This is a genomic window from Belliella pelovolcani, assembly GCF_900156785.1.
GTDB classification, from domain to species: Bacteria; Bacteroidota; Bacteroidia; order Cytophagales; family Cyclobacteriaceae; genus Belliella; species Belliella pelovolcani.
Genome location: NZ_FTOP01000003.1, coordinates 33,368 through 48,842, shown reverse-complemented (window position 1 = coordinate 48,842; position 15,475 = coordinate 33,368). Strand labels below are relative to the sequence as shown.

The 15,475-nt window shown below is 37.9% G+C and carries 16 protein-coding genes; 10 read left to right on the top strand and 6 right to left on the bottom strand.

All coding sequences use genetic code 11. The features are described from left to right. Positions 1-109 precede the first annotated feature (109 nt). A complete protein-coding gene (locus BW935_RS04240) occupies positions 110-1,903 on the bottom strand; it encodes a tetratricopeptide repeat protein (protein WP_076498893.1) in 1,794 nt (597 codons plus the stop codon). A 79-nt stretch (positions 1,904-1,982) separates the two neighbouring features. On the opposite strand from BW935_RS04240, the gene BW935_RS04235 reads away from it, so the two are divergent. Beyond that, positions 1,983-2,201: a PspC family transcriptional regulator gene (locus tag BW935_RS04235; RefSeq protein ID WP_076498892.1), complete on the top strand. Its 219-nt coding sequence runs from the start codon at positions 1,983-1,985 to the stop codon at positions 2,199-2,201. Here BW935_RS04235 and BW935_RS04230 read toward each other — a convergent pair. Continuing rightward, complete coding sequence (locus BW935_RS04230; RefSeq protein ID WP_076498890.1) at positions 2,198-3,199, bottom strand: glycosyltransferase family 2 protein; 1,002 nt, start codon at positions 3,197-3,199, stop codon at positions 2,198-2,200. The genes BW935_RS04235 and BW935_RS04230 overlap by 4 nt on opposite strands. Then, a complete protein-coding gene (locus BW935_RS04225; RefSeq protein WP_076498888.1) occupies positions 3,199-3,531 on the bottom strand; it encodes a YbaB/EbfC family nucleoid-associated protein in 333 nt (110 codons plus the stop codon). The genes BW935_RS04230 and BW935_RS04225 overlap by 1 nt, the downstream gene beginning before the upstream one ends. 221 nt (positions 3,532-3,752) lie before the next feature. Between BW935_RS04225 and BW935_RS04220 the strand changes: the two genes are divergently transcribed. Then, complete coding sequence (locus tag BW935_RS04220; protein ID WP_076498887.1) at positions 3,753-4,034, top strand: hypothetical protein; 282 nt, start codon at positions 3,753-3,755, stop codon at positions 4,032-4,034. Between the two features lie 71 nt (positions 4,035-4,105). Here BW935_RS04220 and hisS read toward each other — a convergent pair whose 3' ends face one another. After that, the gene (gene hisS / locus BW935_RS04215; protein WP_076498885.1) at positions 4,106-5,479 is read right to left on the bottom strand and encodes a histidine--tRNA ligase; all 1,374 of its coding nucleotides are present in this window, start codon (positions 5,477-5,479) and stop codon (positions 4,106-4,108) included. A 229-nt stretch (positions 5,480-5,708) separates the two neighbouring features. Between hisS and BW935_RS18305 the strand changes: the two genes are divergently transcribed. Further along, positions 5,709-5,846: a hypothetical protein gene (locus tag BW935_RS18305; RefSeq protein WP_170932408.1), complete on the top strand. Its 138-nt coding sequence runs from the start codon at positions 5,709-5,711 to the stop codon at positions 5,844-5,846. A gap of 62 nt (positions 5,847-5,908) precedes the next feature. Here BW935_RS18305 and BW935_RS04210 read toward each other — a convergent pair whose 3' ends face one another. Then, positions 5,909-6,409, bottom strand: a complete 501-nt coding sequence (locus BW935_RS04210; protein ID WP_076499433.1) for a metallophosphoesterase family protein — start codon at positions 6,407-6,409, stop codon at positions 5,909-5,911. Between the two features lie 78 nt (positions 6,410-6,487). On the opposite strand from BW935_RS04210, the gene BW935_RS04205 reads away from it, so the two are divergent. Continuing rightward, a complete protein-coding gene (locus tag BW935_RS04205; RefSeq protein WP_076498884.1) occupies positions 6,488-6,907 on the top strand; it encodes a rhodanese-like domain-containing protein in 420 nt (139 codons plus the stop codon). Between the two features lie 119 nt (positions 6,908-7,026). Further along, complete coding sequence (locus tag BW935_RS04200; RefSeq protein WP_076498882.1) at positions 7,027-8,007, top strand: pyruvate dehydrogenase complex E1 component subunit beta; 981 nt, start codon at positions 7,027-7,029, stop codon at positions 8,005-8,007. A 175-nt stretch (positions 8,008-8,182) separates the two neighbouring features. On the opposite strand, the gene BW935_RS04195 is transcribed toward BW935_RS04200, so the two are convergent. After that, positions 8,183-10,693 (bottom strand): TonB-dependent receptor, encoded by a 2,511-nt coding sequence (locus BW935_RS04195; protein ID WP_076498881.1) that lies wholly within the window; start codon positions 10,691-10,693, stop codon positions 8,183-8,185. 337 nt (positions 10,694-11,030) lie between these two features. On the opposite strand from BW935_RS04195, the gene BW935_RS04190 reads away from it, so the two are divergent. The 5 genes from BW935_RS04190 (at position 11,031) to BW935_RS04170 (ending at position 15,415) form a co-directional block, all read left to right on the top strand. Further along, positions 11,031-12,107 carry a sensor histidine kinase gene (locus BW935_RS04190; RefSeq protein ID WP_076498879.1) on the top strand — a complete coding sequence of 359 codons (1,077 nt, stop codon included), beginning with the start codon at positions 11,031-11,033 and terminating at the stop codon, positions 12,105-12,107. Further along, entirely contained in the window at positions 12,104-12,841 is a 738-nt protein-coding gene (locus tag BW935_RS04185; protein ID WP_076498878.1) for a LytR/AlgR family response regulator transcription factor, read from the top strand. Before BW935_RS04190 ends, BW935_RS04185 begins: the two co-directional genes overlap by 4 nt. 154 nt (positions 12,842-12,995) lie before the next feature. Beyond that, positions 12,996-13,472, top strand: a complete 477-nt coding sequence (locus tag BW935_RS04180) for a nucleoside deaminase (protein ID WP_076498876.1) — start codon at positions 12,996-12,998, stop codon at positions 13,470-13,472. Between the two features lie 19 nt (positions 13,473-13,491). Continuing rightward, positions 13,492-14,025, top strand: a complete 534-nt coding sequence (locus BW935_RS04175) for a hypothetical protein (protein ID WP_076499431.1) — start codon at positions 13,492-13,494, stop codon at positions 14,023-14,025. A 127-nt stretch (positions 14,026-14,152) separates the two neighbouring features. Beyond that, positions 14,153-15,415 carry an NAD(P)/FAD-dependent oxidoreductase gene (locus BW935_RS04170; RefSeq protein ID WP_076498875.1) on the top strand — a complete coding sequence of 421 codons (1,263 nt, stop codon included), beginning with the start codon at positions 14,153-14,155 and terminating at the stop codon, positions 15,413-15,415. The last annotated feature ends 60 nt before the right edge of the window (positions 15,416-15,475 follow it).

Genomic DNA, 15,475 nt, shown 5'->3' with positions numbered 1-15,475 from the left:
GTTTTAGCAATTTGTATGGCTAGCAAGTTTACAAATTAAAAAGAAAACAAGTTGGACTGAATAACTTTCAAAAAAAAGCTACCCAAATTGAGTAGCTTCTATTACTTTTCTATTTGAGTGCTTCCAAAAATGCTTGGTCACCTCTGTATTTTTTGAACATTAGATCTGTCATAGCACGCTCTCTGAGATACTCGCTTCGTTCAACAGCTTTTGCTAGGTTTTCGAACAAAGCCTGCTTATCATCTGTAATGGTAGCGACCATAGCAAGTCCATAAAAACCATAACCATATTCCCTATTGAACTGAACAGACTCCTCAAATGACTCCAATGCATTTTTATAATCCTCCGCCAGAAAGTATGCAAGGCCTTTATTGAATAAGTTAGCTTCTGTCTCTGGCGCTCTATTGAGTCGAATTGTAGCTAATTTGTAATCTCCATTGATGATATCAATTGCTCCGCGGAGTCCTTCATTGAATCTTAGAAATTCATTGGTTTCATCTCTCTCCAGAGAAGACGCCTCAGAAATAGCCACATAGGCCTCAAAATAATCCCCTCGAAGTAAATAAGCTTGCCCCAAATTATGAAAAGCATAGGAAGTAGGATTCATCCTGTTGGCTTGCCTAAAATGACTGATGGCTCTTGTAATCAGCTGGTTTTTTTCTCTCAGGTTCAACTCACGCTGTGCCATATTCAAGTAAACCACTCCTAAATTATTCTGAGCCAACTCAGAATTATAAAGTTCAACCAGCTTAGCATAGATCCTTTCTTTTTCTTGAAGTCTTGGTGACACTTCTCCTGCATAGATCAACTGTTCCTTGCTCAGTTCATTGATCGCTTTACCTTCTTGCAGCAGTTTATAAACATTAGCAGCCACTTCGGGATCTGAAAAACCTGTATTTTCATATACTGCTTGTATTTTAGCTTGCCTTAGTTTTGGAAATAAATCTCTTGAAACTTTGGCATAAGTAGGGAGTCTTTGTATTTCTCTCAACTGTGTTTCAAAAGCTTTATCGCTTAAAATTATATCATAATAGGCTTCTTTTTGTGGGGTAGTAATTCCATCATATTCGCCCAAAAGCACCCTAAAATCAAACCAGTCTTTTTGTCTCGATGCCGCGACTACTGGAATGTTTGGGTTATTCAACATACTTCTGATTTTCTGCCTTACCACTTCTGCCCTTCTTTGGGCAAGTTCTGTACTGTTTATTTCTTGGCTTTCGAATGAATGAATACCCGTAACCGTGATTTTTTTCAACACAGTGCCTGACTCAATAAAGCTCGGGATAGGCTTCCCATCTGTAGTTGTAAGTGTATTTTCTCTCAAGGCATTGCTTGCTAAAGGAAAAGATACTGTATAATCTTTGCTTACTTCCCTTTGAAGTTCAGAGAAATCAGTTTTCATGTAAACCCCAATTGGTGGTATCGGCTCATCTGGAGTCACTTGTCCTGTTCTTGCTAGCAGCGGTGTAGTATATAACCCATCAGCGATCTTTTTCGCAGCAATATTTCTAGTTTTTCCATTTTGGATCACCAAGCCTTTGAGCAGCAATTCGCCTGATTCCATACCCGGCAGATACGGAAAAACAAAATCTGCTTCTACTTTCGCCTGATTGATGACCTTGGTATAGGCACCATCAAATGCTACGATTTCTGCAAGTCGAAGAGCTCCCTCTCCATAGCTATACTCAGGATAAAGTAGGATTTTCACATCGCTTCTGAGGTATTGTAAAGGAATGGCTCCATCCAACTTAAACCGAACTGAGTCTCTGTGCATGGTCAAAGCCTCAGGCTTTGCTGTCATACCTTCTAATAAGTTATCAAATTTGCTTAGCTTTGGTGTGCAATTCCAAAATAGGAAGGTGGCAAATAGCAGTGAGAAAATATTTCTTATAAATCTGAACATATTGGCATTAAAATAGATTATTCAATTTATTGTTAATATTTATTATATTGATTTCAAATTACTTAAAGCAAAATCTAATATGAATAAACTTAAACTCTTTTTTGAAGACCGTGCTTTTGGAGTTTGCTCCAGATTAGGAGAAAAGCTGCATTTTCCAATTGATAGCATAAGGCTATTTTTCATATATAGCTCCTTTATCACTCTAGGATCTCCAGTCATCATTTATGTCAGTATGGCCATGATGATGAAAATCAGGAAATACCTCAGAAAGATGAACAACCCCGTTTGGTTTGACTAAAGCATGGTAAACTGCTTTTTCCCTTTGACGTAATAATGCCAAAGAATTGACTTTATATTTTTATTCGATCCTGATGGCAAGTTTGATGCCATTGAATATCTATTATACATATTTTTTAAATTGAAAAACCCTATGTGCGCTTTTAGGATAGCTTTAGCATCTCCGAGCTTGCCTTTCCCTACAAATACAAGCATAGCCAAAAGATCTAAAATCAGCCTTGTCGCATAAACCTTAAGAAATCTACTTTTTGGTAAATTTTTATGTAGCATTAAGAGTGAATTTCTAAAGTTGAGCATAGTCTTCTTAGGGCTATTTCTAGCTAAAGTCCCTCCCCCTAAATGCCGGACCTCTACACTTCCCAGATAATATATTTTCCTCCCAGATGACCTTATTCGCCAACAAAGATCGATCTCTTCCATATGCGCAAAAAAACGATCATCAAAACCTCCATGATCATGAAAATCACTTGCTCGAATCGCCATGCAAGCTCCGGATGACCAATCTACTTCAATATGATCGTCATACTGGCCCAGGTCATTTTCGATTGAATCAAAAATCCTTCCCCGACAATAAGGATATCCCAATTCATCTAAAAAACCTCCCCCAGCTCCTGCATAATCGAATAAGCCCACAAATTGTGCTGACGTGATTTTTGGTTGAACTGACGCAACCTGAGTGTTTCGTTTTAAGAACTCAATTAATCCTCGATCCCAACCTTTTGTAACCTCCACATCAGAGTTTAATAAAATATAATATTCATAGCCTCCTTTTAGCTGACCAAGTGCCTTGTTATATCCCCCAGCAAAACCTGTATTCTCGGCTAAATGTAAATGTTGAACCTGAGGATAATGGCTTTTCAAAAATTCAATAGAATCATCCGTGCTGGCATTGTCTGCCACAATGATGGGAAAAATAGAATTTGATAAAACAGAAGGAAGAAAACGCTCGAGCATCTTCTTCCCATTATAGTTCAATATGACTATGGCTGCTTCCTGCATTAAAACATGTTGCCAAGATCCATCCCAGGAATATTTGGAAGCATACCATCAGTAGCTGCTTTCATCTCATCCTTGATTTTGAATTCAATAGCCTCCATTGCTTTATTCATAGCGGCCACTGTAAGGTCTGCTAACATTTCCTTGTCATTGGGGTTGATCAAAGATTCATCCATCTCAATTGAGACAACTTTCCTATGGCCATTGACTACTACTTTGACCATTCCTGCTCCAGACTCTCCAGTGGCAGTTAAGTGAACCAACCTAGCCTGGGTTTCCTTGATTTTGGCTTGGGCTTCTTTCACCTTATTCATTATATTCATGAAATCGAACATACTCTAATTCCTTTATTTGTTGAATAACACTCGCAAATATACATTTTTCAAACAGAGGAACCACACCGATAACACAGAAGATTGTTTTACAAATTCGTATTAAATAAAAATATATATTGATTTAAAAATATTAATGAAACATAAATGATGCGATCGAAACTTTTTTAGTATTTTTCATGTATAATCTCTATAAACCACGAATTTTAAAGTACGAAGAACCCATGAAAACCATAGAAAAAATAGAGAAAGAGGATATCAAAAATTTGAAGTTTAGTAAAGCTGAAGTTTTAGAAAACACTGATGATATCAAGAAGAGATGGAATGACCTTTTTAGAGCGCAAGCATTGGGTAATTTGTTGCAAAGTAAGGTACATATTACTTTCGAAACTGCAGATCAAAAAACCTATAAAGTTCATACTACCATTTGGGCCGTTGGACAAGATTTCATTACTCTTAAAGGTGGAATCCATATACCAGTCGGCGCTGTGATAGAAGTTGATTGAGGATTGAGTGAAAAGTAAAGCCCTTCAAGATTGAAAACTTGAAGGGCTTTTTTTGTAGTGATCATATCTTTTTATTGGCCTTGAATCATTTTTATCGCATCACTTAAATCCATTGATTCTTGCTGCCCTGAAATCAAATTTTTCAAGCTTACCTGCTTAGCATTGATTTCATCTGAGCCCAAAACCATTACAAAAGGTATTTGCTTTTTATCCGCATAAGTAAACTGCTTTTTGATCTTAACTACATCGGGATAAAGCTCGGAAGCAATTCCTGCTGTCCTCAGTTTATTCAAAACCTGTAAGCCATAATTTCTCCCTTCTTCTTCAAAGTAGGTGATTAGCACCTGAGTGCCTTCCAATTGCTCCGTTGGGAAAAGATTGAGCTCTTCAAGTACATCATAGATTCTATCTACACCAAATGAAAAACCTACACCTGATACACCTTCTAAGCCAAATACACCTGTCAAATTATCGTATCTACCACCACCACTCACGGAACCAATAGAAACATGGTTGACTTTCACCTCGAAAATCGCCCCTGTATAATATGACAATCCTCTCGCCAAAACTACATCAAAATCCACAAAGTCCTCTGACTCGCCATACTGATTCAAAAGTTCCAAAACTTCTCTGAGTTCTACAATACCTTTGAGGCCAATTTCAGAGTCTTTCAAAAAGGACTCTAGAAAATCTAGCTTCTCTCGATTGGACCCAAGCAAATCTATAATTGGGCTGAGTTTTCCAATAGCTTCCTGCTTAAAAGACCGCTGCTGTAATTCTTCCTGCACTTTAGCCCATCCAATCTTATCTAGTTTGTCAATTGCCACACAAAGTTCCCCTTCTCGCCCTGCTGCTCCAATTACTTCAGCAAGCCCTGTCAAGATTTTTCTATTATTCAACTTGATCGCGTAATCTTTCAATCCAAGCGAAGCAAAAACTCGCTTGATCATCAGCAAAATCTCCAATTCGCAAACAAGACTATCGGTGCCTACTACATCAGCATCACATTGATAAAACTCCCTGTACCTTCCTCTCTGCGGTCTATCGGCTCTCCATACAGGCTGAATCTGAAAACGCTTAAATGGATAAGTGATCTCATTTCTATTCATGACCACATACCTTGCAAAAGGTACTGTCAGGTCATATCTTAAGCCTTTTTCTGACACCTTAGCTAATGTCGCAGCTGCTCCAGCTTCTATATCTGAAGGAGCTACATCTTTCAAATAATCTCCACTATTGAGAATTTTGAAAAGCAATTGATCACCTTCATCACCATATTTACCTGTTAAAGTACTGAGATTCTCCATGGAAGGAGTCTCTAGCTGCTGATATCCAAAAAGCTTAAAAGTATCCTTGATGATGTCAAAAATATAATTCCTCCTTGCCATTTGAAGAGGACCAAAATCACGTGTGCCTTTAGGTAAAGTAGGTTTTTGAATTGCCATAGCTTAATATTAAATTTTGCGCAAAGTTAACAGATCGACGGGAAGAAAAGAATTTCAATTCAACTATTGCCATAAATAATCACATTCACTTTTTAATTTAGAAATCCCTAAACAAACTGAGGAATAAGCAGATCTACTAAATCAAAAAATATTCTTAAACTTTCGGGATCGTTTCAAAATTTTATGCTAATTTTGCGCTTCATTTGGAATCACATAAACAGATAATACGATGGCTGTTACTACATTAAAAAGAAAACTAAGAAGAAAAAGACAAGCTCAGAATACAAGAGTTATCAAAATCAAACAATTGAGTGCCAAGCCGGTAATCAAGAACGTGGATATCGAAGAATTGAAGAAAAACTTCTAATTGAGACACTTATTTCTTTTCTTTAAGAAATAGAAGGGGCAACGATCAAATCGCTGCCCTTTTTATTTTGCCCTTTTTCCAAGCTCTACTACTCTGAGATTTTGAAGCTTACCAGCTGATATTTCGAACAAAAGCATGGTTCTGATCACATGAAAGCCATGTCTACCAATCGCACCTGGATTCATATAGAGACAGTTAAGCTGCTGATCATACTCCACCTTGCAAATATGAGAATGGCCGCAGACAAATAAACCTGCATTATTTTCCTTAATTTTAACTTTTACTCCCTTAGCATATCTCGGAGGTTTACCTCCAATATGAAGAATGCCGACATTTAGCCCCTCTACCTCAAACCAAAGCTCTTCTGGATATAATCTCCTTGCATCTTCATCATCGATGTTTCCAGTTACTATTCTATGCTGTTTATCAGTAGGTAAAGCATCAATGACACCTAGATCACCTATATCTCCAGCATGCCATATTTCATCTACTCCCTTCAAATGCTCCAATACTCCCTCGTCTATATAGCTATGGGAATCCGAAATCAATCCTATTTTCTTCAAGTTCAAATATTTTTTATAAAAGTTAAATTTAATAGCTTTGATTGAGTTGAAATCAATTCTGAATCAAAAATTCTAATCATGAATAGTCTAATTAAAAACAATTACCTATTGATCATCATCGTATCCATAGGCCTATTGGTCATATCTTCATCCAATGTTTTTGCACAAAACGGAGCACCTAAGTTAGCACCGGAACAGTTCAAGAAAGAGGCTAATAAAAAGAAGAAAAATATCATCTTAGATATTCGCACCCCAGAAGAAGTAGCTGAGGGTCACATAGAAGGCGCTGATTTCATCAACTTTCTCGACGAATCTTTTGAAGAGGAATTAGCCAAACTTGACAAAAAGAAAACTTATTACGTCTATTGCCGGTCAGCAAAGCGAACCATCCCCGCTACAGAAAAGATGAAAGAAATGGGATTCAAAAAAGTGTATATGCTGGAAGGTGGGCTCAATAACTGGATGGAATCAGGAATGAAACTGGTCAAACCAGAATAAGGTCAAATATGGCTTTAAAACTTTAAAATCATTGTTAAAATAAATCCTGTTCTTCCAAATACCGTTTTGGAATTGCCCGATTACTTTCTATTTTTACGCACGAAAATTTTGAAGAAGAAATGAGAGTTATACAATTCAGAGAAGCATTAAGAGAGGCCATGACTGAAGAAATGAGACGCGACAAAAACGTGTTCCTCATGGGAGAAGAAGTGGCAGAATATAATGGAGCTTACAAAGTTTCCCAAGGCATGTTAGACGAGTTTGGTCCTGATAGAGTATATGACACTCCGATTGCCGAACTTGGATTTGCGGGCTTAGGCGTAGGTGCAGCAATGAACGGACTCAGACCTATCATCGAGTTTATGACTTTCAACTTTTCTCTAGTAGCAATTGATCAAGTGATCAATTCTGCAGCGAAAATGCTGGCGATGTCAGGTGGTGCATACAATGTACCTATTGTATTCCGAGGTCCTACAGGAAATGCTGGACAACTAGGTGCTACGCACTCTTCTAACTTTGAGAATTGGTTTGCCAATACACCTGGTTTGAAAGTAGTAGTTCCTTCCAATCCTTATGATGCCAAAGGTTTGCTTAAGGCCTCTATCAGAGACAATGACCCTGTGATCTTCATGGAGTCGGAGTTGATGTATTCAGACAAAGGTGAAGTTCCTGAAGGAGAATACCTTTTGCCTATTGGTGTCGCTGATATCAAAAGAAAAGGAAAAGATGTAACCATCGTATCCTTTGGTAAAATGATGAAAGTAGCCTTGGAAGCAGCTGAGGAACTAGCCAAAGATGGTATCGAGGCGGAAGTAATAGACTTGAGAACTGTTAGACCTATCGATTACGCAGCCGTAGTAGAATCTGTGAAGAAGACCAATAGATGTGTGGTAGTAGAAGAGGCCAATCCACTAGCGGCCATCTCTTCTGAGATCGCTTACCACTTACAAAGAAATGCCTTCGACTATCTCGACGCACCTGTGATCAGAGTCAATTCTATGGATGTACCGTTGAGTTATGCTCCTACATACATAGATGCGACGATTCCAAATGTAGCTCGTACATTGGATGCAGTAAAGCAAGTGATGTATAAGAAGTAATTATAAAAACTAACATAAAAAATCCCGCTCAACTGATTGAGCGGGATTTTTTGTTTAATTCAATAACAATCAAAAAAGAGGGACTGCCAATGGTCGACAGTCCCTTTTTTCATCATGGCTTTTGAATATTTTTTTACCAAATCATCAGCTGGTATATCCCGTTTTAGGAAGTTATCTAATTATTATTGTTCATCATCGCTCCAGCAGCGCCTTCACCACCCTCTTTCATATCATCGTTGGTGACGCCTCTTTTCTTTCTTCTATTTCCTTCTACGCTAAGCTTACCGATTCTATAAGAGAAGTTGATCTTGAAGTTCATGTTTCTCATTCCTACTGTACTCTGCTGCATGATCGTCGGTGTGATCAATTCATTGTTGATTCGGAATTCTCTTGTAAAGAAGTTGTCCGCACCAAATCCAATACTTCCTCTTCTTTCATTGAACTGCTTATTGATGCTCATCCCATACATCCCAAATCCTCCTGCTGAGCCTTGAAGCTGTACCTGCCTGCCCCTTGCGAAGGTAAAGGCTTGAATCTGCCAATTCTTAGGCAAGGTATAATTACCAAACAACCTACCACTGATCACGAAACCTTCATTGGAAGCGGCAAACATCGGGTTATCCAATCCATTGGTCAGCATGGCATAATAAGTATCCACACTTCCATTCAAGGAAAACTTACCTGACACATTGATATTCGAGAAGATACTAAACCCAACCGCTCGCTCTCTACCGATATTTTCAAAGCTTGTGAAAATCACATCTTCCTCACTTACTGTTCTTACAGGCTGAATAGAGCCCGTAGTATTTCTGAAGTAAGAAGTGAAGTTCAAAGAGCTTCCTCCCACGAACGTACTGTATCCCAATTCATAATTATCAGTCAATTCAGGATCCAATAGTGGGTTACCTTGAGACTGTTGCTGTGGGTTGGCTTGATTGATATTCGGATTCAAAAACTGCAAAGAAGGTCTTTGGATTCTTCTGTTGTAAGCAGCTTTGATCATGTTGCCATTAGTCAATTTCTTTCCGACATTGAAGCTTGGCACAAACACACCATAAGAAGGAATATCAGCAGGCAATTCAGAGTTCCTAAAGTCTGCATTGATGGTAGTATACTCGTATCTCAATCCACCTTTCAAGGTGTAGTCATTTCCTAAACCTAATGTGTAAGAAGCATAAGCAGCTGATACATTTTGATCATATGTGAATTCATTGGAAAACAAAATATCGTCAACCTGCTGAAACTCTCCTGTAGATCCCTCTGCTGTAAAATATGCAAAGTCAGAAGTTGCTTTTCTCAAAATGTTTTTAGCACCATATTCAAGAATTTGACTATTTGTATTACCTACTGGAGTCACATAATCCAATTGGATCGTAAATTCTTCATTGATTCCAAGGTTTTCATTTTTCACCCTGCTAATGATATCTGTAAAAGTCCCGTTATAAAGACTATTGACAAAATCATTGTTATTGTTGCTTCTACTGTATAATCCAGATACACTGAATTCCTTCTGAGCTTTATCAAAAGTCTTGGTATAGTTAAAGTTCACATCCACGTTATTTGAAAGGTTATCTACATTGACATCTCTCAATAAGGCACTTACCAATGCATCTTCAATAAAAGTCTCTGTGAACAAACCATCTTGCTTGTTTCTCATATTCCTCACACCTACACTCACGGAGGCAGTCAAGAAGTTGTATTTGTTCAATTCATAATCCCAACCCAAATTGTATCTACCAAAAAGCATATTATTTCTCGTATCAGCCGCTTGGCGGATCAAAGCTGTACTGCCATCAGGCGTCATTAGTGTCTGGGTATTCTCAAAAGAGCCCAAGATATTGTATCCGGCTCTACCGTAGCCACCCAATGTCCATCCCATTTTTCCTCTTTTCAAACTGGCATTCAAACCTAAGTTAGATCCTCTAAAACCAGCACTGCTATTTACATTGAGTGAAGCACCTTGAAGATTATTCTTCTTGGTGATGATATTCAAGACTCCTCCTGTTCCTTCAGCATCGTACTTGGCAGATGGAGAAGTGATTACTTCTACAGATTTAATCTCTTCAGCAGGAATCTGCTTGAGCGCATCTGCGATATTATTTGCTACGATAGCAGATTGCTTGCCATCGATTAAAACCAAAATATTGGAACTACCCCTCATGGATACGTTACCATCCAAATCTACTGACAGCATAGGCACCCTTCTCAAAACATCACTTGCATCTCCACCAATAGTCGTTTTATCATTTTCAGCATTGTATATGGTTCTGTCGACCTTCTCTTCAATCAATTGGCGTTGACCTTGTACTGTTACTTCTTGTAGGGACATGGCTTCTTGCTGAAGTTTGATTTCACCAAGATTGATCTCTGTATTACCAGGCTTTACTTCAATTGACTTAGAAGTAAACGCTTCATAACCAAGAAAACTCAACTGCAAAATATAATTACCATCCTTGAATCCAGTGATGATGAATTCTCCATCTAAATCCGCCACAGCACCTGCCACATTTTGCATGGTCTCAGCATTGAGCAATGCTGCGGCAGCATAAGGAATGGTTTCTCCCGACTCACCATCCATGATTTTACCGGAAATTTTGTAAACAGGTTTGTCCTGCGCCACTGCCCCCTGAAAGGAGAGTGTGCATGTGAGCAATACAAGTAAGAAAAGCTGGTATTTCGTTTTCATTTTATGGGTATATTTCAAATTAAGAATTCCTCGTAACATTGTGATTTTTAGCCTAAAGACTAGAACATTACACATTTTCAGTATTTTTGTTCAAATGCCTCAGACAGTTTTCGGTAACAAAGAAAGTTCAAGTCAAATCCAAAAAAAAATCTAATAGACTGAGCGTATGTATTCATCGACCAAAGAGATGAATTCGACGATGAATCAGATCTGACAAAATCAAAAACAGACTAATCTTCTGTTTCACCCATTCTATCGTCAAAATCCACTTGTTGGTAGATCAAATTAGGTAGATTTCAAAATTTTATTTTTGTTTACATGGCAAAAACACCCACATATGGAGATTCAATCAAATTATAAGCAAAACCTTTCTATCCTAATTCACCTTCTAGGTTGGGCTTTATTTGGGTTGGTGATATTCATTTTATCTCCTCTATCATCTGGAGTGGAGCGGCCTTTTGAATTTTGGCTGAAGCAGGGCATCAACTTGTCATTATTGATTGCAGTTTTTTATATCAATTACTTTTACTTTATCCCTAGAGTCCTTTTCAAAAATAGAATACCCTTATTCCTGAGCATCAACTTACTTACTGGTATTGCGTGTATTCTTTTTCTGATATTATTTGACGATTGGGTCAATATGCAAGAGTTGATGCATAAGGCCTACCGCCCAGATGTACCTTATACTCCAAGACCTAGAAATTATTACTGGGATATTTCTCAGCTGCTAATATTCTTTATGGTAATCGGAATTAGCACCAGTATAGCTTCTGTCCAAAAGTGGCAAGCTGATGAAGCTGAAAAACTCGAGCAAAAAAGACAACAAATCAATTCTGAACTCACCTATCTCAAGGCTCAGATCAATCCCCACTTTTTCTTTAACACGCTCAACAACATTTATTCTCTCACTAACATCGATGTGGAAAAAGCCAAGACTGCCTTACTCAAACTGAGTAGAATGATGCGGTATGTACTTTATGAGACAGAGAAAACTCACACCCTACTTTCAAAGGAGATAGACTTCATCAATGATTTCATAGAGTTGATGAAAATGAGACTTTCTTCAAAGGTGAAATTGGAGATAACTATACCAGAAAAATTTCAAGACGCAGCAATTGCCCCCATGTTACTTTTGCCATTTATAGAAAACTGCTTCAAACATGGGGTCAGTTCTCAAAAGGAGAGTATGATCACCATACAAATTGATATTTCTGATCATCAATTGACCTTAGAGACGAGTAATGGCATATTCAAATCCAGTGAAAACACACCCGAAGGCAATGCCAGTGGGATAGGTTTACAAAACACAAAAAGAAGATTAGCTTTACTCTATGATCACCGATACAATTTGTTTATCGATGACCAAAACCCAGAAAATGAATTCAAAGTCTTACTCAAAATCGACTTGAAATGAAAATCAAATGCATTGCAGTAGATGATGAACCCCTTGCTCTTGAATTGGTTAGCAAATTCATCAGGCAAACTTCTTTTTTGGAGCTCTCTGCCACATTTGATAATGGTATAGAAGCATTAGGCTATCTCAATCAAAATGAAATTCAGTTGATTTTCTTAGACATTCAGATGCCTGATCTATCAGGGATGGAGCTCGCGAGAATTCTAGATGGGAAACAAGGTGATAACAAGCCGAAAATCATTTTTACCACTGCCTACAATCAATTCGCTATTGAAGGTTATAAAGTAGATGCACTTGATTACCTACTCAAGCCGTTTAGTTATGAAGAATTTCTGAAATCTGCCACAAAGGCATATCAATTTTACGAAGCAAAATCTAAAGAGACTAGTAACAATCAAGGACAACAATTCTCAGAATATATTTTTTTGAAAGTCGAGTATCAGTTGGTGAAAATCATGTTGAAAGACATCAAATTTGTAGAAGCTTATAAGGATTATATCAAAGTTCATTTGGTAGACCGCACTAGTCCATTGCTTTCACTTACGAGTTTGAAAAACATGGAAGAAATGCTCCCTTCGGATAGATTCATGCGCGTACACCGTTCATTTATCATCGGATTAGATCATATTGACTCAGTTGTTAGAAATACAGTGCATATTGGCAATACTGTGATCACTGTGAGTGAAAACTACAAGGATGGTTTCTTAGATTTTTTAAATAAATGGATAGCTTAATCCATGAGCTAATTCAGCAAAACAGAATAATCTTATTGTTTCTAGATTTCACTATCCTGATTTCTTTTATTATCTTAAACTTTGGATAAAAAAAACCGTTGATAATACCGTGGTTCGATTTTTGATCGATACTATATCAATAATGAAAATTTAAATGACAGAAAGACAAAAATCTTTTATGAAGATGGCCATTGAGTTATCTCAAAGCGGGATGGATTCAGGTAAAGGAGGCCCATTTGGCTGCATAGTTGTAAAAGAAGACAAAGTTATTGGCATGGGATCCAACACTGTCAGCTCTACAAATGACCCCACAGCCCATGCAGAAGTTGTAGCCATCAGAGATGCTTGCCGTAACCTCAACCATTTTCAACTTGACGGTTGCGAAATTTACACTTCATGCGAACCATGCCCAATGTGTCTAGGCGCCATCTACTGGGCACGACCGGCTAGGGTATTTTATGCAAACACCAAAAAGGATGCAGCAAATGCTGGATTCGATGATCAATTTATATACGAGGAATTAGATTTACCTTTAGATAAAAGGAAAATTCCTTTCAATCAGCTTTTGAATAATGAAGCGAAAGTGGTGTTTGACAATTGGATCAAAAAGGAAAATAAAACTTTATATTAAAACGAAAAAAGAACCTATTATGAAAAAGTTAATGATTGCCGCAGTGAGTGCATCGCTATTATTTGCATGTGGTCAAGAAAAATCTGTAGAGGAAAGATATCTCTACGAAGGCGATAAGATTGTAGATGTAGAAACAGGCGATGAATACTTACTCGAAGAAAGTGAAGAAGAATTTGTGGTAGTTCACAAAGATGGCACAAAAGAAGTGATTCCTATGGAAGAGACGCCTTTTTTCGGTACCACACTTTCCGATGATTATGTCAATGATTGGAAGAAAAGCCTTGAAGAAAGAAAAGCACAGCTTTTGGAAGATAAAAAAAACAGCCTTAAAGAAGCTAGAAAGGCAAGATATGCTGAATATTCAGATGAAGAATTGATGGAGAAATTCCAGAAAATGCATAAAGACAATGCTGACATGACACTTCAGATGGATTTGATCGCTGAGTTGGTTGATAGAGGTGCTATTTCAGACGAAGATGCGCCAGATCTGCTAGAAGTAGAACCTGAGTTTATCAACTTCGATATAGAAATAGAAATGCCTGAAAGTAGATAAGATTATCTTCTTTCAATTCTCACGAAAAACCTAGCCAAAAGAGGCTAGGTTTTTTTATGTGACTTACATCACCTTTTTGAAGGAAGTTCTATGGTTATTTTTAGAATACAAACAATAAACATACGCCATGAACCACTATCAAGTATTGATCATCGGAGGAGGAACTGCAGGAATCACCGTAGCCGCACAGCTTCGTAAGAAGGATAAAAACCTCCAAATCGCCATCATTGAACCATCAGAAAAACATTATTACCAGCCTGCTTGGACATTGGTAGGTGCAGGAACATTCGATTTCAAAGACACAGAAAGAGAAGAGAAAAATTACATTCCCAAAAATGTGACTTGGATCAAGGATAGCGCTACAGATATCATCCCAGAGAAAAACACGGTGAAAACAGCCGAAAATGGAGATATTATATTTGACTACTTAGTCATCGCACCAGGCTTGGTCATGGCACCAGAATTACTACCGGGACTTACCGAGGCCATGGAAAAAGACAATGTCTGCTCCAATTATACTGATCCAGAAAAGACTTGGAAAGTCCTTCAAAACTTCAAAGGAGGCAATGCGGTATTCACACAACCTACTACACCAATCAAGTGTGGTGGAGCACCTCAGAAAATCATGTACCTAGCTGAGGATTACTTTAGAAAATCTGATATTAGAGAAAAAACCAATGTGATTTTCGCAACTCCTGGTACCGTGATTTTTGGTGTACCTGATTTTGCTAAAACACTAAATAAAATCATCATTGATAGAGATATTATTCTCAAGACCTACTATGCACCCATCAAAATAGATGGAGAGAAGCAGGAAATCACTTTCAGATATATCAATAGTGATATCCAAGAATGTGCAAAAAATCTTCGACCAAGTATCGGAGAAGAACTATTTGGGGATACTGAAATCAAAATCAAATATGATATGCTTCATATAGCCCCTCCACAGCAGGCTCCTGCTTTCATCAGAAACTCTGAAGTATCTCTGAAAGAAGGGCCAAACAAAGGTTGGGTTGATGTAGATGTCAATACCTTAAGACACCTCAGGTTCCCAAATATCTTCGCTCTTGGAGATGTGGCCGCTCTTCCAACAGCCAAAACTGGAGCAGCGATAAGAAAACAAGCGCCTGTAGTCAGTGGGAACATTTTACATCTGATCAAAAATGGCGATTTAGACAAGAACATTTATGAAGGTTATTCTTCATGTCCATTGGTCACTGGCTATGGAAAAATGGTTCTTGCAGAATTCAAATACAATAATGTCAGAGATAGCGATCCACTGATCAGTAAACTTGTAGATACTTCCAAGGAGCAATACTCCATGTGGCTTCTCAAGAAATATGGTCTTCCAATCATGTATTGGGACATGATGCTCAAAGGAAGAGCCTAAGAATATTTCAAAAGCCCAGCAATGCTGGGCTTTAATTTTTCATTCTAAAGGGCATATCAT

What these genes read in the sequence shown, in the direction of transcription:
- BW935_RS04205 (WP_076498884.1), top strand. Translation starts at nt 6,488, where the DNA reads ATGAATAGTCTAATTAAAAACAATTACCTATTGATCATCATCGTATCC.
- BW935_RS04240 (WP_076498893.1), bottom strand. Translation starts at nt 1,903, where the DNA reads ATGTTCAGATTTATAAGAAATATTTTCTCACTGCTATTTGCCACCTTC.
- BW935_RS04220 (WP_076498887.1), top strand. Translation starts at nt 3,753, where the DNA reads ATGAAAACCATAGAAAAAATAGAGAAAGAGGATATCAAAAATTTGAAG.
- BW935_RS04230 (WP_076498890.1), bottom strand. Translation starts at nt 3,199, where the DNA reads ATGCAGGAAGCAGCCATAGTCATATTGAACTATAATGGGAAGAAGATG.
- BW935_RS04170 (WP_076498875.1), top strand. Translation starts at nt 14,153, where the DNA reads ATGAACCACTATCAAGTATTGATCATCGGAGGAGGAACTGCAGGAATC.
- BW935_RS04235 (WP_076498892.1), top strand. Translation starts at nt 1,983, where the DNA reads ATGAATAAACTTAAACTCTTTTTTGAAGACCGTGCTTTTGGAGTTTGC.
- hisS (WP_076498885.1), bottom strand. Translation starts at nt 5,479, where the DNA reads ATGGCAATTCAAAAACCTACTTTACCTAAAGGCACACGTGATTTTGGT.
- BW935_RS04195 (WP_076498881.1), bottom strand. Translation starts at nt 10,693, where the DNA reads ATGAAAACGAAATACCAGCTTTTCTTACTTGTATTGCTCACATGCACA.
- BW935_RS18305 (WP_170932408.1), top strand. Translation starts at nt 5,709, where the DNA reads ATGGCTGTTACTACATTAAAAAGAAAACTAAGAAGAAAAAGACAAGCT.
- BW935_RS04200 (WP_076498882.1), top strand. Translation starts at nt 7,027, where the DNA reads ATGAGAGTTATACAATTCAGAGAAGCATTAAGAGAGGCCATGACTGAA.
- BW935_RS04225 (WP_076498888.1), bottom strand. Translation starts at nt 3,531, where the DNA reads ATGTTCGATTTCATGAATATAATGAATAAGGTGAAAGAAGCCCAAGCC.
- BW935_RS04185 (WP_076498878.1), top strand. Translation starts at nt 12,104, where the DNA reads ATGAAAATCAAATGCATTGCAGTAGATGATGAACCCCTTGCTCTTGAA.
- BW935_RS04190 (WP_076498879.1), top strand. Translation starts at nt 11,031, where the DNA reads ATGGAGATTCAATCAAATTATAAGCAAAACCTTTCTATCCTAATTCAC.
- BW935_RS04175 (WP_076499431.1), top strand. Translation starts at nt 13,492, where the DNA reads ATGAAAAAGTTAATGATTGCCGCAGTGAGTGCATCGCTATTATTTGCA.
- BW935_RS04180 (WP_076498876.1), top strand. Translation starts at nt 12,996, where the DNA reads ATGACAGAAAGACAAAAATCTTTTATGAAGATGGCCATTGAGTTATCT.